We start from the raw sequence: 26,486 nt of genomic DNA, 5'->3' as shown, positions 1-26,486 counted from the left end.
CCGGACGGGACGCGGTGTCCGGGGCCGTCAGGCGAAGTCGGCAGGGGCGGGGTCGTGTCCGGTCCCCTCCTGCCCGACTGCGCAGCCCGTGCACACCGCTCCTCAATTTCGGAGCCCGTGAAGGCACCGCACCCGCTCGCGCACTCCTCGGACGTCCCGGACCGGTGAAACGGTGACCGCCGGCGGGTCTGTATCACCAAGACCTGATCGGAAGGACCGAACATGACCCTCGCCCCGCCCCACAAGGCACCGGCAGCACTGCCGTGGGTACTGGTGCTGACCGCGGTCGCCGCCCTCGTGGTGGCACTGGACCAGCTCGTGGTCGCCACCGCGCTCCAGACGATCCACCACGACCTGGGCGCCTCGATGACGAGCCTGGAGTGGACCGTCAACGCCTTCAGCCTCAGCTTCGCCGCGCTCATGATCCCCGGTGCCGAACTCGGCGACCGCATCGGCCGCAAGCGGACCTACATTCTCGGCCTGGTCGTCTTCGCGCTCGCCTCGGCCGCCTGCGCCCTCGCGCCGAACATCGGGTTGCTGATCGCCGCCCGCGTCCTCCAGGGCGCCGGCGGCGCCATGATCTCCCCTGCCGCACTGGCGCTCCTGACGGCGGCCGCGCCGCCGCACAAACGCGGCGCTGTCATGGGTGTCTACGCTGCCGTGATGGGGCTCGCCGTCGTCGGCGGCCCGCTCGTCGGCGGCGCCGTCACCCAGGGCCTGGCCTGGCAGTGGATCTTCTGGATCAACGTGCCGGTCATCGCCGCGGTCGTCCCGTTCGCGATGGCCAAGCTCACCGAGGCGAAGGGGAAGGCGGTCGCCGTCGACCACCTGGGCATTCTTCTCGTCGCGGCCTCGATGTTCGCCCTGGTGTGGGCGCTGGTTCGCTCGGACCCGGCGGGTTGGGCCAGCGGAGAGGTGATCGGCTCCCTGGCCGGCGGCCTGGTCCTGCTCGCCGCGTTCATCGGCTGGGAGCGGCGGGCCGCGGAACCGATGCTGCCGATGCGCCTGTTCCGCGTCCCCGCCTTCGCCGCCGGCAACCTCTCCACCCTCCTGCTGACCGCGTCCCTGTTCAGCACGGTCTTCTTCCTCGCCCAGTACCTCCAGATCTCGCTCGGCCACTCGCCTCTGGGCGCCGGTGTCAGGTTCCTGCCGTGGACGGTGCCGCTGTTCTTCGTCGCCCCCCTCGCCGGGCGGCTGCAGGACCGTATCGGCCCGCGCTGGCTGATCTCGTCGGGGCTGTTCCTCCAGGGCGCGGGACTGGTGTGGCTGGGCGTCAACGCGCACCAGCACGACCCCTACGCCTCCTCGGTCGCCGCACTGATCATCTCGGGCCTCGGGACGTCGATGGCCATCCCCGCCCAGCAGAGCGCGGTGATGACGTCGGTGCCACCGCAGGCGATGGGCAAGGCCGGCGGCACCTTCAGCACGGTGCGCCAACTCGGCGGCGCCCTGGGCATCGCCGTCCTCGCCGCGGTGTTCGCGGCCCATGGCAGCGACCGGTCGCCGGAGCAGTTCGCGGACGGCTTCTCGGCGGCCATCCTCACGTCCGCGGTGCTCGCGTTCGCCGGTGCCGCCGCGGGCATCCTCACCCCGGGCCGCACACCCGGCGCGCGGCGAACCCCGCAGCGCCCGGCCGCTCCCACCGCCCAGGAGGAACTCGGTGTCCGTTGAGAGCCACCACACGGGCGACGAGTTCACCCGCCTCGCCGACCCGTACCAACAGGAACTGCTCGCGCACTGCTACCGCATGCTCGGGTCCTTCCAGGACGCCGAGGACCTCCTTCAGGAGACACTGCTCCGGGCCTGGCGCGGATACGACAACTTCGACGAACGGTCGTCGCTGCGCACCTGGCTGTACCGGATCGCGACCAACGCCTGTCTGAGCGCCCTGCGGAGCAGCCACCGACGCGTCCTGCCCTCAGGTCTGGGCACCGCGACGGACAGCCCTGAGACCGCCGACCGGTCGCGGGCGGACGCGCTGCCGTGGCTCGGGCCGATCCCCACACACCGTCTCGGTGACCCGCAGGACGACCCCGCCGGCGTCGCGGCGCTCCGCGACAGCACCCGGCTCGCCCTCATCGCCGCCTTCCAGCGGCTGCCCGCCCGGCAGCGCGCCGTTCTGATCCTGGTCGACGTGGTCGCCTTCCGTCCCGCCGAGGCGGCCGAGTTCCTCGGGATCTCCGTCACCGCCGCCCGCAGCCTGCTCCAGCGCGCCCGCGAGACGCTGGCCCAGGACGTGCCGGACGAGGAGGAGACGGCGTCGCGCTCCACGGCCGACGCGGCGCTCGACGAGAAGATCATGCGGCAGTACCTGCGTGCTTTCGAGACTTCGGACACCGCCGCTCTGGCGGAGCTGCTGCGCGCGGACATCGAGTACGAGATGCCGCCGATCCCGACCTGGTTCGTGGGCCGCGCGGCCGTCGTGGACCACCTGAACCGCCGGGCCTTCACCCGACCGCACCGCTCCCTCGCCACCTCCGCCAACGGCTGCCCGGCGGTGGCGACCTACAGCCCGGCGGGGGACGGTTCGTTCGTCCCGCACGGCATCCACGTGCTGGAGATCCGCGACGGCCTGATCGCACGGATCGTGGTCTTCCTCGACGGTGCGCTGTTCCCGTCGTTCGGCCTTCCCGCGTCGCTTCCTGGTCCGGCAGCGCTGTGAGCCGGACGTCGGCCACGGCCAGGGGGTGAGTGCGTGTGCCCGCCCGGGTCCGGCCGGCGAGGTGGGCTGCTGGTCGGACAGGTCGGCCGACGGTGGCGATCAGCGCGGTGCCGCTCCTCGCGGATCGGCGCCGGGCGGGGTTGGCCTGACAGGGTGGCGATGTTCCGGTACCCGCCCGTCAAGCCTCTCATCTGCGGTGATGCCTGCTAGCTTCGCGAGCTGATCCGAGGACCCCGTATGCCTTCAGCATGGCCGGGGCCGCGACCGCGAGGCGAGGGTGATGGTGTGAGGGAAGACGTGGACAGGCCGGAAGCCGGGGCTGCGTTGAAGCGCAGGAGTTTCCTGGCCACTACCGCCGTGGCGGCCGGTGCGCCGGCCATCGCGGCAGCCGCACCCGCGTCGGCCGCTGCGGGCCCGAGCAGCGGACCGTCCGAGCCGGCGCCACCCGGTGCCGTGGCCCGTCTGCTGGCAGTACCGGAGGCCGGTCGTGGCATCGACTGGCTGCGATCGGCGCTCCAGGTCGCCGTGGAGCTGGAGATGTCCACCATCCCGCCCTATCTGTGCGGCTGGTGGTCGATCGGGGACCGCGGCTCGCATGCCGCGCGACTGATCCGGCGCATCATCGACGACGAGATGTACCACCTGGGCGTGGTGTGCAACCTGCTCGTGGCCGTGGGCGGGCAGCCCCGGATCAGGGCGGCGGCGCCCACCTATCCCGGTCCGCTGCCCGGGGGCGTCCGCTCCGGTGTGACCGTGTACCTGTCCGGTCTCACCAAGTCCCTGGTGCAGATGATGATGACCATCGAGGCCCCCGAGGAGCCGCTCGCCCTCAGCGACAGCGCCACGCACACCGTCGGCGCGTTCTACGGCGCCGTGCTGGAGGGCTTTCGGTCCGAGAACCCGCAGTTGTCGGGCCGTGGGCAACTGCACGCGCGCATCGGCTCCGACGAGCTGCGGCCCGTCGAGACCCTCGTCGACGTGGAGCGCTCCATCGACATCATCAGGGAACAGGGCGAGGGCACGAGCAGCTCCCCGGCCGACTCCTTCACCGACGACCACCCGGCCCACTACTACGCCTTCGCCGAGATCTATCACGGCCGCCAACTGCGCCAGACCGCCGAGGGCTGGGCGTTCACCGGGGCACCCGTCCCCTTCCCGGACGCCCGCCCCATGGCTCGGGTCCCGGCCGGCGGCTGGCCCCGGCCGGCGGCACCTGTACGGCAGCTCCTGGACCGGTTCGACAACACGTACACCACCCTGCTGACCTCCCTCGACGCGGCCTGGTCCGACGGCGGGGCCCGCGCCCTGGGCGCGGCCGTCCATGCCATGCGCGCCCTGGAGGAGCCCGCCGTGCGGCTCATGGAGACCCAGATCCCGGGAAGCCGGAGCACGTACGGTCCCCAGTTCCACGCGCTGTCCTAGCGGGGGCGAACCGCGGACATGGCGCCCTTGCCGGTTCAAGAGCGTCCGGGCGCCGCATGATCGGCGTGCCGACTCCTCTTCGCTCTTGGCCCGCTGCCTCTTCGTGATCTTCGCCGGCCTCTCGTAGACGTAGGAATCCTCGCTACGGGAGGCCTTGGCCTGCCCGACGGACGTCTTCACTTTTCCCGTCGCCGACGACTCCCCCGGCATCACCGTCCCGGCCTCCGAGGGCGTGTCCCTCGCGAGGGCGACGATCGCGTCCTGCGATCCCCCTGCCCAACCGGCAGCACGGTGTCTTCTCGTCACGACGCGCAGCCGCAGCACGATGACGCGGTTGCGGCTGTGAACATGGTTGGTACACCGACCGCTGGATGACGGTGAGTCAAGCGGTGAGGCTGGGTGAGTGTTCCCGAACCGGTTCCCCATGCGTGACGCGAGCAACTCGCCCCGGTCCAGGGCCAGAGGGGCCGGCAACCCCTGGAAAGCCGCGTGTCTTCGGGTCAGGGTGGTGGTGTGCATCTTCCAGAACTGGGCGACTTTCTGAGGTCACGCCGTGATCGCATCCGCCCCGGGGACGTCGGCCTGCCGACCGGGCCGCGCCGCCGTGTGACGGGTCTTCGCCGTGAAGAGGTCGCCCAGTTGGCCGGTGTCTCGGTCGACTACTACATCGAGCTGGAGCGCGGAGCGGGCGTCCAGCCCTCGGAGCACATGCTCGCCGCGCTCGCCCGGGCACTCCGACTGAGCCGGGACGAGCGCGACTACCTGTTCTCCCTGGCGGGCCGTCCGCTGCCGCCGTCCGGCAGTCCGGCCGACCGCGTCCACCCGGGGATGCTGGACCTGATGCATCGTCTGGGGGGCACGCCGGCCCAGGTGGTCACGGACCTGCGCGTCATACTCGTACAGAACCCCGCGGCTCGTGCGCTGCTCGGTCCACCGCCGTCCACCACCGGCTGGACCGCGAGCTTCCTGTACCGGTGGTTCACCGACCCCGAGGCACGGGCGCTCTACCCGCCCGAGGACCACGCCGAGCACACCCGCTCCTTCGTGGCCGACCTGCGGGCGGCCTCGGCGCGGCGCTGACCCCGACGTCCGGGCGATGATCGCGGCGTTGAGCGCGCGCAGTCCCGAGTTCTGCGCACACTGGGCCCAGCACGATGTGTCGTTCCGACGGCACGACAGAAAGCGTCTGATGCATCCGGAACTCGGTCTGCTGGACGTCAACTGCCTCAACCTGTTCAGCGAGGACGGGCGCCAACGGCTGCTCTGGTTCACCCCCGCCCTCGAAACCGACTGGGTCGCCAAACTGGAGCTGCTCGCCGTGATCGGCACACAGGCCTTCGACCGGCAGGAGCCCTGAGGGGACGTTCTGTGAGGTGCCGACGAAGCGGCTGCGCGGCTCAGTTCATGTAACGACTCACTTTCTCGGGATGGATGACGACACGGACCTGCTCCGTGGCCAGCATCGCGGCGAGCGCGTCGGCACGGGCCGGGTCGTCGAGGTCCCAGTAGCGGGCGGCCAGGCGGGCGCAGAGGTCGTGGGCGCCGTCGGGTTCCACCGTGGTGGGGCCGGCGACCGACAGCCAGCGCTCGCGTTCGCCCACCGGGGCGGCCACGACGATGGAGGCGCGCGGGTCACGGCTCAGGCGCCGCACCTTGAGCGAGTCCGGGGCCGTGAACAGCTGGATCGTGCCATCGGCGGTGGCCTCGAACCACACCGGTCGGGGCTGTGGCGGGAGCGGTCCCGCCGCCACGGACAGGAACCCGTGCAGGGGGCGTCGAAGGAAAGCGAGATCCTCGGGGGTCAGGGTGTCGGTGCTCATGCCGGTCCTGTTGCTCATGACGCCGATTGAACACGGCCGAACTGGACGAGCCCATGGGTGAAAAGCCGAAATGCCTGTGTGTTCGTCTAACCTCGCTCAGGTGGACGTGTTCAGCGATCTGATCCGTGGAGTACGGACCCACGGCTCGTTGTTCGGCAGTTCGACCCTGTCCCCGCCCTGGGCCCTTCGCTTCGTGGACGGCGCGCCGCTGACCTTGTGCACCGTCCTCACCGGGGCGGGCTGGATCGTGCCGGAGCACCACCCACCCGAGCCGCTGCGCGCCCGCGAGACGATCGTCGTACGTGGCCCGGCGCCGTTCTCCTTCGTCGACGAGCTCGGCACGCAGGCCGAACCGATCGAATGCGGCGAACACTGCGCGACCCCCGAACGGGGTGGGACCCGGCACCGGCGCGGCTGGAGCGACCACGGCGCGGTCGCCACGGGCGGCCACGGAACGACGACCCTGATCGTCGGCGCCTGTCCGCTGCGCGGTGAGATCAGCCGTCAACTGCTGGACGCGCTGCCTGTCGTGCTCCGCGTGGGCGCCGGGGGGACCGGTGACGCCGTACTGGAGCACCTCGCCGCCGAGGTCGCCGTCGATGCGCCGGGCCAGCAGGCGGTGCTCGACCGCCTGCTGGACTGGATGCTGGTCTGCACGCTGCGCGAGTGGTTCGACCGCCCCGGCGGCGAGCCCCCTGCCTGGTGGGCCGCCCAGCGGGACCCGGTGGTCGGTGAGGCGCTGCGTCTGCTGCACGCCGAGCCGGCGGCACCGTGGACGGTCGGCGCGCTGGCCGAACGCGCCGGGGTGTCGCGTTCGACGTTGGCCAAGCGGTTCGCCGAGCTGGTCGGCGAACCGCCGCTGACCTACCTCACCCGCTGGCGTATGACGCTCGCAGCAGACCTGCTGGTCGAGCGGAGGACCGCGACCGTCGCGGACATCGCCCGCGCGGTGGGGTACTCCGACCCGTTCGGATTCAGCGCCGCGTTCAAACGGGTCCGGGGCCTCAACCCGAGCGAGTTCCGCCGCACCGCGGGCACGGCCTCCCCGGCGGCCGGGCGGTCTGCCGCGGCCCGTCTCCACCGGTAGGACTCACTCCGCCACGGTGCTCCCCCTGATCAGCAGCCGATACGGTGCTCTCGCCTCGCTCGGCGAGGATGCCGTGCCCTCGATGATGCCGGCCAGGGTACGGACGGCCAGCCGAGCGATGTGCGCCTTGTCAGGCGCGATGGTGGTGAGCGTCGGCGAGCTGTACTCACCCTCCTGGATGCCGTCGACGCCGATGACGGCCACGTCCTCGGGCACCCGGAGTCCCGCGCGGGCGACGGCGTGCATCGCGCCGATGGCAAGAAGGTCGTTGTAGCAGAAGACGGCGTCGGGCGGCTCGGGCAGGGCCAGGAGCTGCTCCATGGCCCGCGCGCCCAGGTGGCGGTGGAAGCGCGGGGTGGGCACGACGAGGCTCTCGTCGACGGCCAGTCCCGCCCTCTCCAGGGCCTGACGGTAGCCGATCGTACGCAGTTGCGCGGTTTCGCCGGTGCTGTAGGGCTGGTCACCGATGGCGGCGATGCGCCGACGCCCCAGCGCGTGCAGGTGGTTGGTGGCCTCACGGGCGGCAGCGACATTGTCGATGGCCACATGATGGAAGTCGCCGTTGAAGATGTGTTCGCCCAGGAGGACCGCGGGCACACGGTTGGCGCGTTCGCGCAGTTCGTCCGCCGAGATGCTCAGCGGGCTCAGCAGCAACCCGTCGAACATGGTGGCCCGGGAGTCACGACCGAGCAGTTCGCGTTCCCGATCGCCGTCGCCGTCGGTCTGGTCGAGCGAAGCGCAGATCGCCGATACCCTCGGCGTCTCGCGCGGGACGGTCAAGTCGACCGCCAGCCGGGCCCTGGACGCCCTCGGCAGACAACTGGAGGAGATACCGCGACGAACGACCGTCCCTCTCAGCCGTGCTCGCGTCCATCCCACCCCCGACACCTTGCCGAGAACCGGCGGTGAGCGGCAGCCAGATCGACCACGAGGCGATCGAGGACCGGCTGCGCGAGGCTCTCACCGCCCGGGCACACACCATCGACCTGGGACGCCTGCGGCCCGCTCGCCTTCCGGCCGGTTCCACGCGGTGGCGTCCTCCCCTGCGAAGGACCGCCGTCGCGTTGCTGGGTCTGGCCGCGGTCGCCGCGTGCGCCGTGTTCGCCGTCACGAACGACTCCTCCGACAGCCCGGTCCGGCCGGCCGTCACGCCCCCGCATTCAGTGAGCCCTTCCACGTTCCCGGCACCGGCATCCCCCGCCGGATCGGCTCCGCCTCCTCCGGGGACCACCAGCGGGGACGCACCCGACCCGGCTTCCCCGGCCGTCACGACCGGACCATGACGGGATTTCTCCGCGTACGGTCACGGGCCGGGGAAGGACCCGGCCCGTGGCCGCCGAGCGGCTTCAGGGTGCGATGCCGACACCCTCGATGCGGCTCCACGCCTTTTCCTGGGCGGCGGACATGGTGGGCCAGTGGAGACCACCGGGCCGGGAGCGGACCTGGGTGGCGAACGGGGCGGGGCGGAATGCCGGATCGTAGAAGCAGCCGCCGCCGTAGGTGGAGTCGAACGCGCCGCAGGAACGCGCGATCGAACCGGGCGTGGGTTTCCGGCCGGTGCGCGTCCATGTGGCAAGGGCGGCCAGGGAGTTGGCGTACTCGGCGTCGCTGAGCTCGCTGTGGTCGCTCTCCCTCGTGAAGGTCTGGACGAGGTTCTCAGCGCGGCCGGCGGCCTGGACCGTGGCGCGATAGGCGGCCTCGTGCTCGACGAAGACCTGTGGGTCGTCGATCGCGTGCAGCGTGAGGACCGGGAGTGCGATCCGTCCGGTGAGGTCGCTGTCGTAGGAGAGGTCGCGGCGCGCGCCGGGGTCGGACGAGAAGCGCTCCACACCGGCGTTGAGCGCCTTGTCGTCGTGCGAACCGTCGTAGCGCACCCCGCGGTTGCCGAACGGGTTACGGCCGTCGAGCCGGTCGGACACGATGTCCCGGACGAGGAAGGCCGCGTACTGCATGTTCGTGGCCAGGGACCGTTCCGGGATGCGGGTGACGGCCAGGATGTCGTCGAGGTTGCGCTGCTGCTTGGCGGTCCGGGCGGCCGGGTCGGAGTCGATGCCGGTGCACTCCTGGAGTCGGCCGTGGACCTCCTCGGGAGTCATCGGGGAGTCCGCGGGCAGTCCTTGCCACAGGGGGTACTGCGGCTCGGTGGGGCGGGGCAGGTTGCGGCAGTAGTACTGGTAGACCGCGCGCAGGTCCACACGTGTGTCGTAGCCGCGCGAGCCGCCGGCCAGGAAACCGTTGGTCAGCAGGACTCCGTCGTAAGCGCCGCGCCTGCCGCCGTAGGTCTCGGCGACCTTGGCGGCCACATTGCCGCCCCAGGACTGGCCGTGCAGATACGTGTGGTCCGGGCGGCCGAACCGGCCGACGAACAGCCGGCGTACGTTGTCCGTGTCGGCGGCGGCCATCCGGACCCCGTAACCGCCGCGCCGGTACGAGGAGCCCGCCCAGGCGTAGCCCTCGTCGACCATCACCGCCCAGCGTTCCAGGTCCTCCGTGGTGGTGGACTCGTCGTAGGAGAAGTCGGGGCCGCCGTGGGCGTGGACGACGAGCGAGCCGTTCCAGTGCTCGGGGACGGCCATCGTGTAGTAGGCGCCGTTGGTGTCCCGGCCGGTGTAGCAGTCCGCCTTCTGCGCCAGCCGCCCCGGGCAGGCGGCGGGAGTGGGGCGCGCGGTGTCGGCAGGGGCGGCGGGCGCGCTGCCGAGCGTGCCCACGACCGCGGCCGCGAGCAGTGCCGCCAGCACGGCCGGACGGCGGGCGCGGTGCCGAGGACACGGACCGGGTTCGGGCACGGCAGGTGTGGTCAAGGAACTGCTCCTTCAGGTGCTCGGGGGACATGTGAAGGACCGTGTCCCGCAGGTGAGTTCGAGGGGGGCCGCCGGGCCGGGGTGCGAGCCGGCACCGGCCGTGACCGTCATGGCGCCCGGGTGTCAGGTGGTGGGCAGGGGGAGAACAGCCAGCGGCACGTGGTGCTGACCGGAGTGGACGTCGCGGTCGCGCAGCGACGCCTGGCTGACGGGACGCGGGAAGGAGATCTTGACGACGTTGAGCGACGGGATGCGGAACATCAGTACGTCGGCCTCGTCGAGTCCGTAGAGCCGGGCGACCGTGCCCTCGTTGAGGTATGTCTCGTCGGCGGCGATGCGATAGCCGTCCGCGTCCCGCAGGAACAGCTCCATGGTGACCCAGAACGGCCCGGCGTTCTTGGACCGGACCTCGTGCGCCAGGTCGCCCAGGGTGGTGGGGGCGGTCTCAGCCATGGTGGGCGGGCTCCTCGATCTCGGTACGGAACATGTCGGTGGGGGCGCGGGTGTCGACGACGTGGTTGAGCACGAACTCGTACGCCGGGCCGCGCTCGACCTCGGCCGGTGAGGTGGCGAACGCGAGGCTCGGCAGGTAGTCCATGTCGGCCGTCGGCAGATGGAGCATCAGGGGGTTGGCGATCTTCGCGACGGCGGTCGCGGTGCTCTGGTCCGGCGCGTTGACGAGGAGCATGACTCCCACCTCGCGGGGTGGTCCCGCCGCCGGTTCGAGATCGCCGAGGATGGCGTTGTGCCCGTACAGGCGCAGGTCGAAGGCGTACTTGTCCTCGCCGAGGCCGATCGTCTGCGCCACCCGCTGCCGGATCATCGTCCGCATGAGGTCGGCCCAGTCGTCGATCTTCGCGAGGATGTGCGGGTCGCGGATCGCGCTGAACGACATGGTCTCGTAGCCGGTGATCCGGGCGCCTTCCAGCTTGATGGTGTGCTGGTCGGCGACATGGAACCGCGAGCCCTCGACCCGTACCGTGCGGTCGTCCAGGGCGGTGTAGACGGCCTCGCGGACGTCCAGGGTGCCGTCCGGCTCGCGCATCTGGAACGGGTCCACCGTCTCGTAGAGCATGTGGGCGGCGACCAGGATCGGTGTGCAGGCGGCCGTCGGGTCGAGCGGCTCGATGGTGAAGCCGTCGGCGTCGACGGTGGCCAGGACCCCACCGGAGCGGGGATTGCTGGTGCACTGCCCGCCGCACTCGATGATCTTGGCGGCGTGCCAGGCGGGCCCGGCCGGCATTCCCTTCATCAGCGGATACGCGGCGGCGATGGCGGTGTCCGTGGCCCGGCCGGCGAGCACGACCTGCGCACCGGCCTCCAGCGCGGCGACGATCGGCTCGTGTCCCATCGCGCCCACGATGTGAGCGCAGCTCTGCAACGTCTCCGGCTCCAGTTCGCCGAGCGGGGGCAGGGCATGGATCCGGCCCTCGTCCAGTCGCTCCAGGAGCTCGCCGGCCGACTGCTCGCTGTAGATGCGCGCGACCCGCAGCCGCAGTCCCTCCGCCGCCAGGATGTCGGCGACGATGCCGGCGACCCAGTCGACACCGGAGTCGGTGCCGCTGGTGCCGCAGGAGCCGACGATCAGTGGGATGCCCGCGCTTGCCGCCGCTTTGAGCAGGACCCGCAGGTCCCGGGCGACCGCCGCGCGGGTGGTCTTGGGCTGCGACGCGCCGAGGTAGTAGGGGCCGGAGTCGGTGCTGCCCGCGTCGACGGAGATGACGTCGGCTCCGAGCGCCAGACCGCGTTCGATCGTGGCCTCGGGAAAGCCCGCTCCGAGCATGCCGGTCGGTGCCAGGACCTTGACCTGGTCGACCCGTTCGTTGTCCATGTTCCTCTTTCTTGTCGGTACCGGGCAGGTGGCGGGCGGGTGTCACCCGTCGGCCCGGGCGGTGGGGGTGTGCGGCAGCAGGTGGGCGTTCACCGCGAAGCGGGGGCGGCCCGCGAGGGCGGCCACCACCTCGGCCGCACCTTCGAGGCCGGCGGCGGCACGGGCTTCGGCGGTCTGGCCCGCCAGGTGGGAGAAGACGACGATTCCGTCGACGCCCCGCAGGGGGCTGTCGCCCGGGAGCGGCTCCTCGCTCACCACGTCGAGCGCCGCCGCGGCGATCTGGCCGGTGCGCACGGCGTGGGCGAGGGCGTGTTCGTCGACGACGGCCCCGCGCGCGGTGTTGACCAGCACCGCGGTCGGTTTCATCCGCCGGAAGGCGGAGGCGTCCAGGAGACCGCGTGTGCGGTCGGTCAGGGCGGTGTGCACCGAGACGTAGTCGGATGCCGCCAGCAGCTCGGGGAGCGCGACGAACCGCACCGACGGGTCCGAGCGTTGGTCCTCGGGCACACCCGTAGTGCAGAGCACGTCCATGCCGAAGGCCCGCGCCAGCGGTACCACGGCGCGCGCTGCCGCCCCGTACCCGATCAGGCCCAGCGTGGATCCCCGCAGCTCGTGACCGTCCTCCCTCGGCCACCGTCCGGCGGCGACGCCCGCCGCGCTCTGCACCAGGCGCCGCGCGGCCGCCAGCAGCAGAGCGAGGGTGTACTCGGCCACGGCGTTCGCGTTGATCCCCGGCAGGTTGCTCACCGTGATGCCGAGCCGGCCCGCCGCGCCGACGTCGATCGAGTCGTAGCCGACGCCGGTGCGCACGACGACGCGCAGACGGGGAGCCTCGGAGAGGACCTGGGCGGTCAGCGGATCATGGCCGACGAGCGCCGCGTCGATCCCGTCGAGGGCGGCGACGAGCTGCTCGGGACCTCCTCGGCCGACCAGCGGGGCGTGCACCGTCGTGTGGCCGTGTGCCCGGAGATAGTGATCGACTTCGTCGTCGGGCCGCAGATAGTCCGTGGTGATCAGGATGCGGGGCACGGTTCCTCGTCTCTGGCCGCGTCAGACGCTGGGTGCGCGCCGCGCGGCGGGGATGGGCGGTTACTTGGCGAGGGTCAGGCCGGTGCGCCGCTGGAGCACGCTGATCCTGGCCACGACGATGATCGACAGCGCGGCGACGAGGGCGATGTCGACGAGCATCAGGGGCCAGCCGGTGATGTCGACCATGCCGCCGACCACCGCCGGGCCCAGGAAGCCGCCACCGGCCCAGCCGACGGTGTACATACCGGCGTAGGTTCCGAAGACCCGCGCCGAGGGTGCGAGGTTCCACAGCACGACCACCGCGTTGACCAGGAAGCAGGTCGCGCCGGCCGCCGCGAGGCACAGGGCCACGGTGGTCCCCGTGGAAGTCTGGACGATCGTCCCCAGCAGCATGGCGCCGGCGAAGACCGACATGCCCACGGCCATGACCCGGAGCCGTCCGTACCGTTCGGCGAAGACGGCTGCCGGGTAAGCGGCCAGGATGAAGGCGATGCCGCTGGGCAGGGTGAGCCCGCCGGCGGCTCCCCGTGACATGTCCAGGGCTTCCATCCCGTACGGCGTGATCAGCGACCGGGACGCGGCCCACGCGCTGCTGAAGAGGAGGATCGCGAGGAGCAGCAGCAGCCGGCTGCGGTCGGTGTCCCTGAGGATCTCGACGAAGGTGTCCCGGACCCGTGGTTCGGTGCGCTCGGCACCGTGCTCCTCATCGCCTTCGGCCACCGCCGCCCGGTAGGCCGGGGACCGGTTGTCGCGCACGGTGGACGCGAGCACCCCGATCGAGATCAGCATGATGATCGCGGGAATCGCGAACGCCAGGCTCAGATGGTTGTCGACCAGGAAGATGCTGATGAGCGCGGCGACGATGGCCGTGATGCTGGAGGCGATCTTGACCACCGCGTTGGCCCGGCTCCGCCGCTCGGGTGCGATGAAGTCGGGTACGAGGGCCTCGGCGATCGGCTTGAAGGTGTTGGCGACGAGCGCGTACGAGAACAGCACCACGATCAGCAGCGGCAGGGATCCCGCGCTGTGCGGGATGAGGATGAAGAGGGTGGCCGCGATCGGCATCCCCACCACCAGGTAGGGCATCCGCCGGCCCCAGGAGGTCCGCGTCCGGTCGGACCGGTTGCCGATCCACGGCTGGATGAAGATGCCGAGCAGGTTGTCCATGCCCATCAGCAGGCCCACCACGGCCGTGCTGGTGAGATGCTCTCGCAGGAGCGGCGGAACCTGGGATTCGTAGAAGTTCCAGGTCGACTCCTGTGCGAAGACCGCGAGAGCGACCAGGAACGTGATGCGCCGGGTTCGTGTGCGCTGCCCTACTGACACCGTCGTCATAGGGGTCGTCCCTTCACGCCGCCACCATATCGGGCAGCTACTGGATGGTTTGTCGGTGTTGGCGTGGGGGGAGGCCGTGCCCCGGACCGGTCGCCGAAGGGTTCAGGCCCGGTCGATCTCGACCACGAGGGTCAGGTCGTCGGTCACCCGGATCCGGCAGTCCGGCCCGAAGGAACAGGACGATTCACGCTCCTCGAAGATCGCCGGACCTGCCAGCTCGGTGCCCGGCGTGAGCGCGTAGCGGTCCCACACGGTGGTCTCGAGCGGCCCGTGTCCCGGGAACCAGACCGAACGGACACCGCGGCGCGCCTCGCCCCCTCCCGCACGGCCGCCCTCCGTCGACAGCTCGTGACCGGGCAGCCGCATGGAGAGCCGCCAGTTCACGACCTCCACGGCCCCTTCGAGGGAGCGGCCGAACACGGCCCGGTACGTCGACTCGAAGGAGCTCCGGATGCGTTCGAGACCGTGCGGACCGAAGTCCTGCTCGGGCATGCCGACCTCGATCTCGAAGCCCTGGCCGAGGTAGCGCATGTCGGCCGAGCGGTGCACCCGGACCAGTTCCGGGTCGCCCGGCTGAAGCGTTTCGATGGCCCTGGCCCTCATCTCGTCGTACAGCGCGGCCACCCGGTCCCAGTCGACATCGGCGAGGGGCGAGGGCAGACTGCGGACCTCGTCGACCGTGGGAGCGGCGGCCAGGAGCCCGCAGGCGGACATCACTCCGGCCCGCATCGGCACGATCACCCTGGGGATCTTCAGCGACTTCGCCAGCCCGTAGGCATGGGCGGGTCCCGCTCCGCCGAAGGCCAGCAGGGCGAAGTCGGCGGGGTCCTTGCCCTGTTCGGACAGGTGCATGCGGGCGGCGGCGGCCATGCTTTCGGTGACCACCTCGACGATCCCGGCGGCGGCGTCGACCGTGTCGAGTCCCAGCGGACCCGCCACCTCACGCGTGAGCGCCTTGTGGGCCTCGCGGGGGCGCAGCCTCATCTCCCCGCCGAGGAAGTTGTCCGCGTCGAGACAGCCGAGGATCAGATCGGCGTCCGTCACGGTGGGCCGCTCGCCTCCCCGCCCGTAGGCGACAGGACCGGGCACCGAACCGGCGCTGCGCGGTCCCACCTTGAGCAGCCCGAGCGCGTCGGGTGCCGCGATCGAGCCGCCTCCCGAACCGATCTCGATCATGTCGACGACGGTCAGGCGCACGGGAAGTCCCGAGCCGGGCTTGAACTTGTCGACGCGCCCCGCCTCGAAGTCGTGCTTGAGCCTGGGCCTGCCACCCTGGACCACGGCGATCTTCGCCGTGGTCCCGCCCATGTCGAAGGAGACGACGTCCTGCTCCCCCAGCGTCCGGGCGACCGCGGCGGCGGCGATGGCACCGGCCGCGGGCCCCGACTCCAGCAGTCGTACGGGGAACCGCTTGGCGTCCTCAAGAGTCGTGACACCGCCACCGGAGAGCATGATGCGCAGGGGCGCGTCGATGCCCAGGGCGGTCAGGTCGTCGCGCAGGTCGTCGAGGTAGCGCGCCATCAAGGGCTGCACGTACGCGTTCAGGCAGGCGGTGCCGGCCCGCTCGTACTCGCCGATGACCGGGGCGACGGCGCTGGAGAGCGTGACGGGCAGGTCGGGGTGGGCGCGCGCGACGAGGTCCCGCACCCGGTGCTCGTGCCCGGCGTCGCGGTAGGAGTGCATGAGGGCCACGGCCAGGGCTTCGATGCCCTGGTCCACCAGTTCCCGCACAGCCCCGAGGACGGCACGCTCGTCGAGCGGTTCGAGTTCATCGCCATTGGCGGCGATCCTGCCGGGCACCCCGCGGCGCAGAGGACGCGGCACCAGCGGCCGGGCGGGCCGGGCGTGCAGGTCGGTGGTGTCGAACCTCGTCTCCCGTCCCATTTCCAGGGAGTCGCTGAACCCGCTGGTGGTGAGCAGGCCGACGACCGCTCCGGTGCGTTCCAGCAGGGTGTTCGTCACCAGCGTGGTGCCGTGCACGATGCCGGCGACGTCCGCGGGGGCCGTGGACGTCTCCTCCAGCAGGCGGGCGATCCCCGCGGTGATGGCTTCGTTGGGGGCATGGGGTGTGGTGGGCAGCTTCCCCGGCCGGACCAGTTGCCGGCCCGGGTCGTGCAGCAGCAGGTCGGTGAACGTTCCGCCGACGTCGACGCCGATCCTGACCGTGCGGTTCATCGGCCCGCCTCCTCGTGTGCGCTGCCGACCGCCGTCGGCGCCGTGTGCGGGTTCTGCCGACCGGCCGGGAGGGTGTAGCCGGCGATCTCGTCGGCGAACAGGAGTTCGGGCTCGCGCTCCTCGGGGCGGCCGAACCCGCCGCCGCCGGCGAAGGAGATGACGACCGACGAGCCGGGGGCCAGCCGTGAGATCGACTTCAGGGGGACACGCTCGCCGGAGTCCAGCACGACCTGTGCGGTGGCGCCGGGTTCCCCGCCGGCCAGTCCGAGCGCCGGGTGCCGTTCGCGGTCTCCGAGCAGCACCATCTGCACCGGTCGGCTCGTCGGGTTGCGGACCTCGATGGTCTGGCCCAGGCCTCCGCGGCGACGGCCCCGCCCGCCCGATCCGGCACGCAGCTCCTTGCGGAGGAAGTGCAGCGGCGACGCGGCTTCCAGGGCCTCGATGCCGCCGCCTCCCGAATTGGTCGGGAAGGCGGTGGCGGACAGCCCGTCCGACTCCTGGGACGCGCCCATGCCCGCGTTGGCGAACAGCATCAGGCTGAACGGCCGGCCGGAGTCGTCGACCCCGGCGAAGCGGACCCGCAGGGCGGGGGCACCGCCGCTGTCGGCGATGACGCGGTCGGGCAGCACCGGGGCCAGTGCCTGGTACACCGCACAGGACAGGAGGTGCCCGGTGAGGTGCCGTGCCACGACGGGCGCGGGAAATCTCGGGTTGACGATCGTGCCCTCCGGGGCGGTGACCCGGAGGGACCGGTAGGAGCCCCAGTTGGTCCGCGTGGACGGGTCCAGCAGGATCTTCAGCGGATACATGGAGTAGGCGCGGGTGTAGTTCAGCGTCGAGTTCGTCGCGAAGGGCACCTGGGGGGAGCTGCCGGTGTAGTCGATCTCCACCTCCTCGCCGCGCACGGTCACCGCGCACTCGATGTGCGTGGGGTGGCCTTCGACGCCGTCCGCGTCCAGGGCGGCGCGGTAGACGCCGTCGGGCAGGTCGCGGACGCCCGCCCGCATCGCCTCGTCGGTCACCGCGTGGACCTGGGCCGCGAACGCCTCGAAGTGCGGCTCGCGGAAGTCGTCGAGGAACTCCCGGGCACGTCGGCGGCACACGGCGTGGGCCGCGGCCTGCGCCTCCAGGTCGCCCCACACCTGGTCCGCCAGTCGTACGTTCGCCAGCAGCAGGTCCTTGACCCCCTGCTCGACGCGTCCGGCCCGGAACAGCCGCAGCGGCGGGATCAGGATCCCCTCGGACAGGAGCTCGGTCGCGCCCATCGAGGGGGTGCCGCCGATGTCCGGAGAGTGCGCCACGGTGCCCGCGAACGCGACGAGCCGTCCTCGGTGGAAGACCGGCGAGATCATGGCGATGTCGGGCAGGTGCCCGGTGGCGATCCACGGGTCGTTGGTGATGACGCTGTCGCCGTCCTGCCACTCGTCCGCGGGGAACCGTTCGAGGACCAGCGCGGTCAGCGAGCTCATCAGGGCGGCGAAGGCGGGGATGCCGGCGCGTGACTCGGCCATGGTGCGGCCCGCGCGGTCCATCAGGACGACGGTGTAGTCGTTCGACTCCCGGATGATCGTGGAGAACGCCGTGCGCAGCATCGTGGAGGCCGCCTCGTCGGTGGCGGCGGCGAGCCGGTCCCAGCGCACTTCGAGGCCGACCGGATCGGAGACGGGTCTGGTCATGACGCCGCGACCCCCTCTTCGACCGCGCGGCCGGCGGCGTCTCCGGTCGGCGCTCCGCCGCCGCGCCCGGCGAGTGGACCCGCGGTGATCCGGGCCGCGACGGCCTTGCCGAGCCCGACGGTGGTCCCCGTGCCCCCGAGGTCGGGGGTGACCACATCGGGCTGCTCGTCCAGAACGCTCTCGATCGCGGCCACCACGTGCGCGGCCGCCTCGTGCTCGCCGAGGTGGGTGAGCATCATGGCGCCGCTCCAGATCTGCCCGACGGGGTTGGCGACACCGAGGCCGGCGATGTCCGGCGCCGAGCCGTGCACCGGCTCGAAGAGGCTGGGGAAGGAGCGGTCGGGGTTGATGTTCGCGCTGGGGGCGATGCCGATCGTCCCGGTGCAGGCCGGGCCGAGGTCGGAGAGGATGTCGCCGAACAGGTTGCTGGCGACGACCACGTCGTACCGGTCGGGCTGGAGGACGAACTTCGCGGTCAGGATGTCGATGTGGTCCTTGTCCGCGGTCACGTCGGGGTACCGGGCGGCCATCTCGGTCGCGCGCTCGTCCCAGTAGGGCATGGAGATCGAGATCCCGTTGCTCTTCGTCGCCCACGTCAGGTGCTTGCCCGGCCGGGACGAGGCGAGTTCGAAGGCATAGCGCAGGACACGGTCGACGCCGGTGCGTGTCATGACCGTCTCCTGCACCACCGTCTCGCGGTCGGTGCCCTCGAAGATCCGGCCGCCGATGCTGGAGTACTCGCCCTCGGTGTTCTCCCGCACCACGTAGAAGTCGATGTCGCCCGGCCGGTGGTCACGCAGCGGACTGCGCACACCGCGCAGCAGCCGGACGGGACGCAGATTGACGTACTGGTCGAAGCCCCGACGCAACTGGAGCAGGCTGCCCCACAACGAGACATGGTCCGGGACCACCTCAGGCCATCCGACCGCGCCGAAGAAGATCGCGTCGAACGCTCCGAGGACGTCCCGCCAGTTCTCGGGCAGCATCGTGCCGTGTTTCATCCAGTAGTCGGCGCTGGCGAAGTCGAACTCGGTGACGTCGAGTGCGAACCCGTGCGTCTCGGCAGCGGCCCGCAGGCACCTCAGCCCCTCCGGGACGACCTCGCGGCCGATCCCGTCGCCCGGAATCGCTGCGATGCGATAGCTGTGCGGCACGAATTCACTCCCAGTCCACGGATTGGTGCGCGAGTCCGGTGACGAGCGCTCTGCTCTGCGGCAGGCCGGTCACGGCGCGGCTGGGTCCTACCTTGGCCAGCGGTGAGAGTCGTTACAAGGGCGTTAATGGCAAGGTACGTTTTCCCCCATGGAAAGCCCCCGGCGTTCTGGTCGCCCCTCGTCCAAGAGCCGTTCAGCCGTGGACGACCTGCAGTTCTTCCACGTGGTCGCGTCGAGCGAGACGCTGACCGCCGCGTCGCGAGAGCTCGGCTGCTCCTTGCCCGTGGTCAGCAAACGCCTCAGCGCGCTGGAGCGCCGCCTGGATGTCCGGCTCGTGCAGCGCGGTGCCCGCCGACTCGTGCTCACCTCGGAGGGCGAGCTCTACGCGGCGCGCGTCGAGGCGATCCTGGACCAGGTGCGCGAGCTGGAGGACACGATCACCGACACGGCCGGGGGGCTGCGCGGGTCCGTGGTCGTCGAGGCCACGCTCGGTCTCGGTCGCGCGCACATCGCGCCGCTGCTCGGCGAGTTCGCCGCGGCCCACCCGGACCTGCACGTCCGATTGCAGACGTCCGCGCTGCCGCTGCGGCCCCACCGGCGTGAGTTCGACGTGGCCGTCCATGTGGGCATGCCGCCCGACTCCTCGCTGCGCATGCGGCGGCTCGCCAGGAACCGGCGCGTGCCCTGCGCGGCGCCTTCCTACCTCGCCGAGCACGGCACTCCGGACACCATCGAGGATCTGGCCCGGCACAACTGCATCGTGCTGCGGGAGAACGAGAGCGACTTCGCGCTCTGGCGCTTCGGGGACGCGGACCGCCCCCGGCACGTGCGGGTGCACGGCAGCCTGTCCAGCAACGACGGTGACGTGGTGACCGGCTGGGCCTTGGAGGGCCGTGGTGTGATCATGCGGTCGGAGTGGCACGTCAGGCCGCATCTGGAGCGCGGCGAGCTCGTCCGGGTCCTGCCGCACCTCTCGACACCGGCCGCCGACATCTACGCCCTCCTGGAGGAGGACGGGCACGTCCCGCGACGCGTGAGCGCCCTCATCGACCACCTCGCCGCGCGGCTCCCAGCGCGACTGGATCACGCCGCGGATGAGTCGGCGCTCACCCTCAGCACCGGCCGGCTCCCGTCCGGTCCTCGCAGCGTCTGACGGCACCGGAGCCGAACCGTCAGAAAACCCTCAAGTTCCGCGTTCGGCGGTCGTCAAGTCCCCTCAGAAGGATGTGGCGGGTCGTCTTCCGCACAGTGAGGGAATCTTTGATGGCTACGCTCTTGTACCGGCTGGGCGCGTTCGGCGCCCGCCGTTGGCGCACGATGTTGATCGGGTGGCTCCTGGGCCTCCTCGCGGTGGTGGGCCTGGGGGTTTCCTTCGCCGGCTCCTTCGCCGACAGCAGCTCCATTCCCGGCTCTCCGGCCCAGACGGCGCTGACGAAGATGGAACGGCACTTCCCCGAGCCGGATGCGCAGTCGGCGCGGATCGTGTTCCAGGCGCCGGCCGGCCACAAGGTGACCGAGCCGGATCTGCGGGACTCCCTGAAAGCCACGCTGGAGGCCACGGGCCGAGTCCCGGGAGTGAGCGAGGTCAGTGACCCGGCGCGCGATGACACCGTCTCCGAGGACGGGCGCACCGCGGTGGCCGAGGTCACGTTCACCACCAAGGAGGCCGACGACGTGCCGGAGGGCACGCTGGACGCGGTGAGGGCCGCCGGGGCGTCGGCGGAGCGGGCAGGCCTGCGGACCATCTACGGCGGTGAGCCGTACGAGACCTCGCACCCGCCCGTGGGGCCCGGTGAACTGCTCGGTCTGGGCGTGGCCCTGGTCATCCTGGTGATCACGTTCGGGTCGCTCCTGGCCGCCGGTCTGCCCCTGCTCACCGCGGTTCTGGGCATCGTCGCAACGGTGGCCGCCATGATGGGTCTGGCCACGGTGTTCGACGTCTCCGACAACGCGCCCACCCTCGCGATCATGCTCGGGCTGGCCGTCGGCATCGACTACGCCCTGTTCATCGTCTCCCGCCATCGCACCCAGCTGGGTGCCGGTGTGCCGGTCGGGGAGTCCGTCGCGCGGGCCACCGCCACCGCGGGCAGTGCCGTCGTGTTCGCCGGAGCCACCGTCCTCATCGCGCTCGCCGGTCTGTCGGTGGCCGGCGTGCCGATGCTCACCTCGATGGGACTGGCCTCGGCCGGAGCGGTCGCGCTCGCCGTGCTCACCGCACTGACCCTGCTGCCCGCCCTGATGGGGATGGCCGGCCACCGGCTCACGCCCCGGCCACCCCGGGCAGCTGTCCGGCGCCGCCGGTTCCTGCCCCTGATCGGTCGTAGGCGCGCCATGAGGTCGGCGGAGCACAGCGGCCGGACAGCCACGATGGGCGTGCGCTGGACCGAGGGCGTGCTGCGCCACCCCGTGCGCAACCTCATCCTGGGCACCGCTGTGCTGATCGCCCTGGCCGTCCCCGGCATGGAACTGAAGCTGGCGCTCACCGACGAGGGTTCCGGCGACACGAGCAGTTCCAGCCGCCAGGCCTACGACGTGATCGGTGACGCCTTCGGTCCCGGCGCCAACGGCCCCCTCGTCGTCCTCGTCGAGAACGACGACCCCGCCACCGTCACATCCACGGCCGCCGCCGTCGAGGACGAACTCGGGAAGGTCGACGGGATCGCGGACGTCAGCGGTGTCGACCTGGCCGAGGACGCCACGGCGGCAAGGATCCAGATCATCCCGGAGAGCGGACCTCGGTCCGAGGAGACCAGCGGCCTCGTGGCCCGGCTGCGCACCCAGATGCAGCCCCTGGCGCAGTCCAGCGGCTCCTATGTGGCCGTCACCGGAATGACCGCGGTCAGCATCGACGTCTCCGACAAGCTCAGCGGCGCGCTCGTGCCGTTCGTGATCGTCGTCGTCGGCCTCTCCCTGCTCCTGCTGATGATCGCCTTCCGGTCGATCGCCGTCCCGGTCAAGGCGACCATCGGGTTCCTGCTGTCCGTGGGCGCCGCCTTCGGCGCCACCGTCGCGGTCTTCCAGTGGGGCTGGCTGGCCGGAGCGCTGGGCGTACCCAGCGAGGGCCCGGTGGCCAGCTTCGTGCCCATCGTCGTGATGTCCGTGCTCTTCGGGCTGGCCATGGACTACGAGGTGTTCCTCGTCTCCGCCATGCGCGAGGACTACAACCGCCACCACCACGCCCGCACGGCCATCCTCAACGGAGCCCGCAACTCCGCCCGTGTGGTAACTTCTGCGGCGCTCATCATGATCTCGGTGTTCGTCAGCTTCCTGTTCTCCCACGACGCCGACATCATGCCGATCGCCTTCGCCCTGGCCTTCGGAGTCATGGTGGACGCCTTCCTGGTCCGCATGACCCTCGTGCCGGCGGTGCTGGCGCTCCTCGGGGACCGGGCCTGGTGGCTGCCACGACGCCTCGACCGAGTGCTGCCCCATCTCGACGTCGAGGGCGAGAACTTCCACGCCCCCCGGCCGGCGGCCCCGCACGCCCCCGCCGAGGAAGCAACCCCCGCACACTTGTGACCACGCCATGACCAGCAGCGCCGCTACGGGACACCCGGATCGGCCCCACCGGCGGCAGCGGCCGACCCCGGTCTTCCGCTGCCGCCACCAGGAGCACACATGAACGCCGTCAACACGCCGGCCACCGCCGACCGCGTCCTCGTCGTCGACGACGATCCCGGTATCCGGCGCCTGCTGATCTCGGCACTGGAGTTCGCCGGATTCGACGTCGACACGGCCGGCGACCTGAGCGAGGCCCTCGACCAGGTCGCCCGCCGCCCTCCGGACGTCATCGTCCTCGACGTGATGCTGCCCGGCGCCGACGGCTTCGAGATCCTCCAGCTCCTGCGCTCCCGCGCCATCGACGTCCCCGTTCTCTTCCTCACCGCGCGCGACGCCGTCGAGGACCGCGTGCGAGGGCTGCGCCTGGGCGGCGACGACTACGTCACCAAACCCTTCAGCGTCGTCGAGGTCGGCGCCCGCCTGCAGGCTCTGCTGCGCCGTGCCCGGGGCGGGGCCCCCGCCGCCGAGGAGACCCGCCTGTCCTGCGACGACCTCACGCTCGACGACCTGCGTCACGAAGTCCGCCGGGGCGGACAGCTGGTCGAGCTCTCCCCCACCGAGTACCGGCTGCTGCACTACCTGCTCAGTCACCAGGGGCAGGTCCTCTCCCGCGCCCAGATCCTGGAGGCCGTGTGGCAGTACGACTTCGGCGGGGACTCCGTGGTCGTCGAGCGTTTCGTCTCCAACCTGCGGCGCAAGATCGACCAGGGCCGAGCGCCACTGCTGCGCACCGTGCGCGGCGTCGGCTACACCCTCCGAGAGCAGGACGGCACGTGAGACTGAGCGGCCGTCTTCCCTGGGCCTCCTCCAGCGTCCGCCTGCGCCTGCTCGCCGGCCTGGCGGTCCTCCTCGTCGTCGGCCTCGTCGCCAGCGCCGTGATCAGCGCCTTTCTCCTGGAGGACTTCCTGGACCGACGCAACGAGGACACTCTCAAGGCCAACGCGGCGCGGTTGGCGCGGGTCATCCGCCAGGGACCGCAGACCGCCGACGCCGACCAGCTCGGCGCACTTCTCGGTGCGCCCCTGGGCACGGTGGCCGTCGACCAGGACAACAGGGTCCTGCTGAGCACCGGCTCCGCGTCCGGGGCCGCCGAGGAGGTGGCCGCCTTCAGCGCGACGGCGCCGACGGGAAGCGTGGTCACCGTGGAGGGCGGTGATCTCAGCGCCGTACGCATCCCCAGCCCCGGCCTGGTCATCGACCGCGGGCCCGCTAAAGGCACCGTGGCGCCGGCGGCCGTCATCCTCACCATCGACACATCCGTCGACGACGCCACCACCGACGCGCTCATCGAACGCCAACTGGCATTGATCGGTGGAGCGTTACTGGTGCTGCTCGGGCTGTCCGTCGTCGTTCTGCGGCTGGGCATGCGCCCGCTCGCCCGTATGGCCCGCAGCGCCGACGCCATCGCCGCCGGCTCCCTGACCGAACGGCTGCCCACCCATCGCAACGGCAGCGAGGCCGATCTGCTGGCCAAGGCGGTCAACCGGGCGTTCGACGCGCAGGCCCGCGCGGAGGCGACCGTCCGCTCGCTGGCCGCCGACACCTCCCACGAACTGCGCACTCCCCTGTCCACCATCTCCGGCTGGCTCGACCTGCACCGCCAGGGCGGCCTCTCCGGACCGGGCCTGGAGACCGCGCTCGAACACATCGAGAACGAAGTGGGGCGGATGCGCCTGCTCGTGGAGGATCTCGCACTGCTCGCCCGCCTGGACGCCGGCCGCCCGGTCGAGCAGGACGACGTGGACCTCACCGTCCTGGCCGCCGGCGTCATCGAGGACGCCCAGATCATCTACCCCCAGCGCGACATCGCCATGGCACCCGCGCCGCCCGCCGCCGTCGTCGGCGACGCCGCCCGTCTGCAACAGGTCCTGCGCAACCTCGTCGGCAACGCGGTCCAGCACACTCCGGCTCAGACCGCCGTACGCGTCGAGGTCGCCCTGAGCCGGGAGACCGTGGAACTGAGTGTCGTCGACGACGGCCCTGGAATCCCGGCCGAGGACCTGCCCCGCGTCTTCGAGCGTTTCTGGCGCGCCGAGGCCAGCCGCAGCCGCGCGTACGGCGGTTCCGGTCTCGGCCTGGCCATCGTGGAAGCCATCGTCCACGCCCACCACGGACAGGTGGACGTGCACTCGCAGGTGGGGGTCGGAACCACCGTCACCATCCGGCTCCCGCACGGCCGCACTTGAGGGTCCTCCCACGGCACCCGACAGAGCCTGACGGGGGCTCTTCCCACACCCTGGCTAAGAAGGTGCGCGCAGCGGGGGCGGGAGGAAACTGGTGGGTGTCATGCCCGGCACGATCAGCCCGCTCTCGTAGGCGAAGGCGATCAGGTGTCCGCGTCGGCGGATTCCCAGCTTGCTCAGCATGTTGGCGATGTGGGTCTTCACGGTGAGGGGGCTGAGACCGAGGTCGCGGGCGATGGAGGCACTGTCCTGACCGCTCGACAGCATGGTGAGGATCTCGCGTTCCCGGACGGAGAGGTCCCGGGTGAGTTCGGGCGTGACCCGCGCTTGCGCCCTGTTGACGGCCGGGGCCGTGCCCAGGGCGACGACGAGCCCGCCCCGGCACACGGTCTCCAGCGCGGCGACGAGCTGGGCGGCGCTGACATCCACGCCGAGGACACCTGTGGCGCCGGCACGTACCTGGGCATCGACCTCCTGAGCACTGGGAGCTCCGAAGACGACGGTCCGGGCCGCGGCGCAGGTCTCGGTGACCAGAGTTGTGAAACCGCCCTGTCGCGCGGTGTGGATGGAGCGGTCGAGGAGGACGACGTCAGCGTCGACGCCGGCGTCGAGCAGGTCTGCGAGTTCTTCGCCGCGGGCGGCGGTGCCGACCGCCCGCAGGGTGCCGCTCGCGTCGATCACCCTGGTCAGCGCCGTCCGGACCAGGGACGGCCCGCCTGCGACGATTACCTTGTTCACGGGGCCTTCTTCTCGGTCCGACAGCCCTGCCGTCACCGCCCGTCCGGCCGGGCGCTGAGGCCCTGACCGGATTCCGGGATGTCCTGAACCATCATTCAGACGGCAGTTGACGGTCCGCCCGCTGTGAACCTGAGCGTTCCTTGACGGTTGTCCGGTGGCGGCCTTCGCCTGCCGCCGGGACTCGCTCGGAACTCACATGCCCGCGACCGGTTGACAATTCTGCTGTAGCAAATACCGTACTGCCCATGGCACAGCTTCCGCAGCTCACCGTCTCCGCGACCCTGGGCGACCAGGCGTACACGGCGATCCGTGAGGCGATCGTCTCGGGCGTCCTCGAACGGGGCCAGAAGGTGACCGAGCGGGGGCTGGCCGAATCCCTCGACATCAGCGCGACACCGGTACGTGAGGCGTTGCGCCGGCTGGAGCAGGACCGGCTGGTGGAGAGGACCGGCCCGCGGTCCGTGCGCATCGCGAAGTACGCGGACGAGGAGTTGCGGGAGTTCTCCATGATCGGGGACTCGCTCCGGGCTCTGGCCGCCCGGCTGGCCGCGGAGAAGTCGACCGCGGAGCAGAGAGCGCGGATGCGTGCCGCCCTGGACGAGGCGGACCGTCTGCGCGACCGGGCGTCCGGACTGGCTCCCGGCAGCGAGGAGGAGCGGAAGCTGATCGAGGAGATCCTGCACTGCATGCGGCGGTTCCACAGCCTGGTGGACGAGGCCAGCGGGAACGCCACACTGCTTCAGATGCTGCACATGGTCGACGCCTTCGGCGCGGACGAACGACGCGACAGCGTCCTGTCCGAGGTCAGCGACGAACGGCGCAGCGCCGTGGATGCGCGCTACCACCAGCACCGCGCCATCTACGACGCCATCGCCGCCGGAAACGGCAGGCGGGCGGAGGAGCTGATGACCGCGCACAGCCGGTCGTCGAGTTCCTCCCTGCTCACGGCGCGTTTCTCGCACTGAGCGAACGAACCGCCACCGCACTGGTCCCCTGCTCCCGCTTGAGCTAT

At 71.3% G+C, this 26,486-nt stretch carries 21 protein-coding genes and 2 pseudogenes; 12 read left to right on the top strand and 11 right to left on the bottom strand.

Annotated features, from left to right (window positions below):
* Nucleotides 1–222: 222 nt before the first annotated feature.
* The 4 genes and pseudogenes from ACIQJT_RS33525 (at nt 223) to ACIQJT_RS33510 (ending at nt 5,441) form a co-directional block, all read left to right on the top strand.
* Nucleotides 223–1,671, top strand: a complete 1,449-nt coding sequence (locus tag ACIQJT_RS33525) for an MFS transporter (protein WP_402649567.1) — start codon at nt 223–225, stop codon at nt 1,669–1,671.
* Nucleotides 1,661–2,662 carry an RNA polymerase subunit sigma-70 gene (locus ACIQJT_RS33520; RefSeq protein ID WP_402649566.1) on the top strand — a complete coding sequence of 334 codons (1,002 nt, stop codon included), beginning with the start codon at nt 1,661–1,663 and terminating at the stop codon, nt 2,660–2,662. The genes ACIQJT_RS33525 and ACIQJT_RS33520 overlap by 11 nt, the downstream gene beginning before the upstream one ends.
* A 297-nt stretch (nt 2,663–2,959) precedes the next feature.
* Nucleotides 2,960–4,084, top strand: a complete 1,125-nt coding sequence (locus tag ACIQJT_RS33515) for a ferritin-like protein (RefSeq protein WP_402649565.1) — start codon at nt 2,960–2,962, stop codon at nt 4,082–4,084.
* 513 nt (nt 4,085–4,597) lie between these two features.
* Nucleotides 4,598–5,441: pseudogene (locus ACIQJT_RS33510) on the top strand (helix-turn-helix transcriptional regulator).
* 40 nt (nt 5,442–5,481) lie between these two features.
* Here the strand turns inward: ACIQJT_RS33510 and ACIQJT_RS33505 are convergent.
* The gene (locus ACIQJT_RS33505; protein WP_402649564.1) at nt 5,482–5,922 is read right to left on the bottom strand and encodes a pyridoxamine 5'-phosphate oxidase family protein; all 441 of its coding nucleotides are present in this window, start codon (nt 5,920–5,922) and stop codon (nt 5,482–5,484) included.
* Between the two features lie 82 nt (nt 5,923–6,004).
* Here ACIQJT_RS33505 and ACIQJT_RS33500 point away from each other — a divergent pair, with 82 nt between their 5' ends.
* The gene (locus tag ACIQJT_RS33500) at nt 6,005–6,991 is read left to right on the top strand and encodes an AraC family transcriptional regulator (RefSeq protein ID WP_402649563.1); all 987 of its coding nucleotides are present in this window, start codon (nt 6,005–6,007) and stop codon (nt 6,989–6,991) included.
* A gap of 3 nt (nt 6,992–6,994) precedes the next feature.
* Here ACIQJT_RS33500 and ACIQJT_RS33495 read toward each other — a convergent pair whose 3' ends face one another.
* Nucleotides 6,995–7,735, bottom strand: a complete 741-nt coding sequence (locus ACIQJT_RS33495) for a LacI family DNA-binding transcriptional regulator (RefSeq protein ID WP_402649694.1) — start codon at nt 7,733–7,735, stop codon at nt 6,995–6,997.
* On the opposite strand from ACIQJT_RS33495, the pseudogene ACIQJT_RS33490 reads away from it, so the two are divergent.
* Nucleotides 7,716–7,817, top strand: a pseudogene (locus ACIQJT_RS33490) (sigma factor-like helix-turn-helix DNA-binding protein); the annotation flags it as partial. The gene ACIQJT_RS33495 and the pseudogene ACIQJT_RS33490 overlap by 20 nt on opposite strands.
* A gap of 79 nt (nt 7,818–7,896) precedes the next feature.
* Complete coding sequence (locus ACIQJT_RS33485; RefSeq protein ID WP_402649562.1) at nt 7,897–8,274, top strand: hypothetical protein; 378 nt, start codon at nt 7,897–7,899, stop codon at nt 8,272–8,274.
* A 63-nt stretch (nt 8,275–8,337) separates the two neighbouring features.
* Here ACIQJT_RS33485 and ACIQJT_RS33480 read toward each other — a convergent pair whose 3' ends face one another.
* The 8 genes from ACIQJT_RS33480 to ACIQJT_RS33445 form a co-directional block, all read right to left on the bottom strand.
* Nucleotides 8,338–9,792, bottom strand: coding sequence for a DUF6351 family protein (locus ACIQJT_RS33480; RefSeq protein WP_402649561.1), 1,455 nt, complete (start codon nt 9,790–9,792; stop codon nt 8,338–8,340).
* A 123-nt stretch (nt 9,793–9,915) separates the two neighbouring features.
* Entirely contained in the window at nt 9,916–10,245 is a 330-nt protein-coding gene (locus tag ACIQJT_RS33475) for a DUF4387 domain-containing protein (protein WP_053846515.1), read from the bottom strand.
* On the bottom strand, nt 10,238–11,623 hold the full coding sequence (locus ACIQJT_RS33470; RefSeq protein WP_402649560.1) for an acyclic terpene utilization AtuA family protein: 1,386 nt from the start codon (nt 11,621–11,623) through the stop codon (nt 10,238–10,240). The genes ACIQJT_RS33475 and ACIQJT_RS33470 overlap by 8 nt, the downstream gene beginning before the upstream one ends.
* Before the next feature lie 42 nt (nt 11,624–11,665).
* Nucleotides 11,666–12,652: an NAD(P)-dependent oxidoreductase gene (locus ACIQJT_RS33465; protein ID WP_402649559.1), complete on the bottom strand. Its 987-nt coding sequence runs from the start codon at nt 12,650–12,652 to the stop codon at nt 11,666–11,668.
* A gap of 60 nt (nt 12,653–12,712) precedes the next feature.
* Nucleotides 12,713–13,987 carry an MFS transporter gene (locus tag ACIQJT_RS33460; RefSeq protein ID WP_365459930.1) on the bottom strand — a complete coding sequence of 425 codons (1,275 nt, stop codon included), beginning with the start codon at nt 13,985–13,987 and terminating at the stop codon, nt 12,713–12,715.
* A 102-nt stretch (nt 13,988–14,089) separates the two neighbouring features.
* On the bottom strand, nt 14,090–16,162 hold the full coding sequence (locus ACIQJT_RS33455) for a hydantoinase/oxoprolinase family protein (RefSeq protein WP_402649558.1): 2,073 nt from the start codon (nt 16,160–16,162) through the stop codon (nt 14,090–14,092).
* Nucleotides 16,159–17,838 (bottom strand): hydantoinase B/oxoprolinase family protein, encoded by a 1,680-nt coding sequence (locus ACIQJT_RS33450; protein WP_402649557.1) that lies wholly within the window; start codon nt 17,836–17,838, stop codon nt 16,159–16,161. The genes ACIQJT_RS33455 and ACIQJT_RS33450 overlap by 4 nt, the downstream gene beginning before the upstream one ends.
* On the bottom strand, nt 17,835–18,992 hold the full coding sequence (locus ACIQJT_RS33445) for a tartrate dehydrogenase (protein WP_402649556.1): 1,158 nt from the start codon (nt 18,990–18,992) through the stop codon (nt 17,835–17,837). Before ACIQJT_RS33445 ends, ACIQJT_RS33450 begins: the two co-directional genes overlap by 4 nt.
* A 199-nt stretch (nt 18,993–19,191) precedes the next feature.
* Here ACIQJT_RS33445 and ACIQJT_RS33440 point away from each other — a divergent pair, with 199 nt between their 5' ends.
* The 4 genes from ACIQJT_RS33440 to ACIQJT_RS33425 all read left to right on the top strand — a co-directional run bounded on the left by ACIQJT_RS33440 (nt 19,192) and on the right by ACIQJT_RS33425 (nt 24,739).
* Nucleotides 19,192–20,145, top strand: coding sequence for a LysR family transcriptional regulator (locus ACIQJT_RS33440; protein WP_402649555.1), 954 nt, complete (start codon nt 19,192–19,194; stop codon nt 20,143–20,145).
* 110 nt (nt 20,146–20,255) lie between these two features.
* On the top strand, nt 20,256–22,511 hold the full coding sequence (locus ACIQJT_RS33435; protein WP_402649554.1) for an MMPL family transporter: 2,256 nt from the start codon (nt 20,256–20,258) through the stop codon (nt 22,509–22,511).
* A 99-nt stretch (nt 22,512–22,610) separates the two neighbouring features.
* A complete protein-coding gene (locus ACIQJT_RS33430) occupies nt 22,611–23,330 on the top strand; it encodes a response regulator transcription factor (protein WP_365459948.1) in 720 nt (239 codons plus the stop codon).
* Entirely contained in the window at nt 23,327–24,739 is a 1,413-nt protein-coding gene (locus ACIQJT_RS33425) for an ATP-binding protein (protein WP_402649553.1), read from the top strand. The genes ACIQJT_RS33430 and ACIQJT_RS33425 overlap by 4 nt, the downstream gene beginning before the upstream one ends.
* Nucleotides 24,740–24,793: 54 nt before the next feature.
* Here the strand turns inward: ACIQJT_RS33425 and ACIQJT_RS33420 are convergent, their stop codons facing one another.
* On the bottom strand, nt 24,794–25,474 hold the full coding sequence (locus ACIQJT_RS33420) for a LuxR C-terminal-related transcriptional regulator (RefSeq protein WP_402649552.1): 681 nt from the start codon (nt 25,472–25,474) through the stop codon (nt 24,794–24,796).
* A gap of 245 nt (nt 25,475–25,719) precedes the next feature.
* On the opposite strand from ACIQJT_RS33420, the gene ACIQJT_RS33415 reads away from it, so the two are divergent.
* Entirely contained in the window at nt 25,720–26,439 is a 720-nt protein-coding gene (locus ACIQJT_RS33415; protein ID WP_365459957.1) for a GntR family transcriptional regulator, read from the top strand.
* Nucleotides 26,440–26,486 lie beyond the last annotated feature (47 nt).

The sequence above is a fragment of the Streptomyces sp. NPDC091972 genome (assembly GCF_044756385.1).
Taxonomy (GTDB): domain Bacteria; phylum Actinomycetota; class Actinomycetes; order Streptomycetales; family Streptomycetaceae; genus Streptomyces.
The sequence above is the reverse complement of the archived record's forward strand: the minus strand, read 5'-3'. Positions and strand labels throughout refer to the sequence as shown.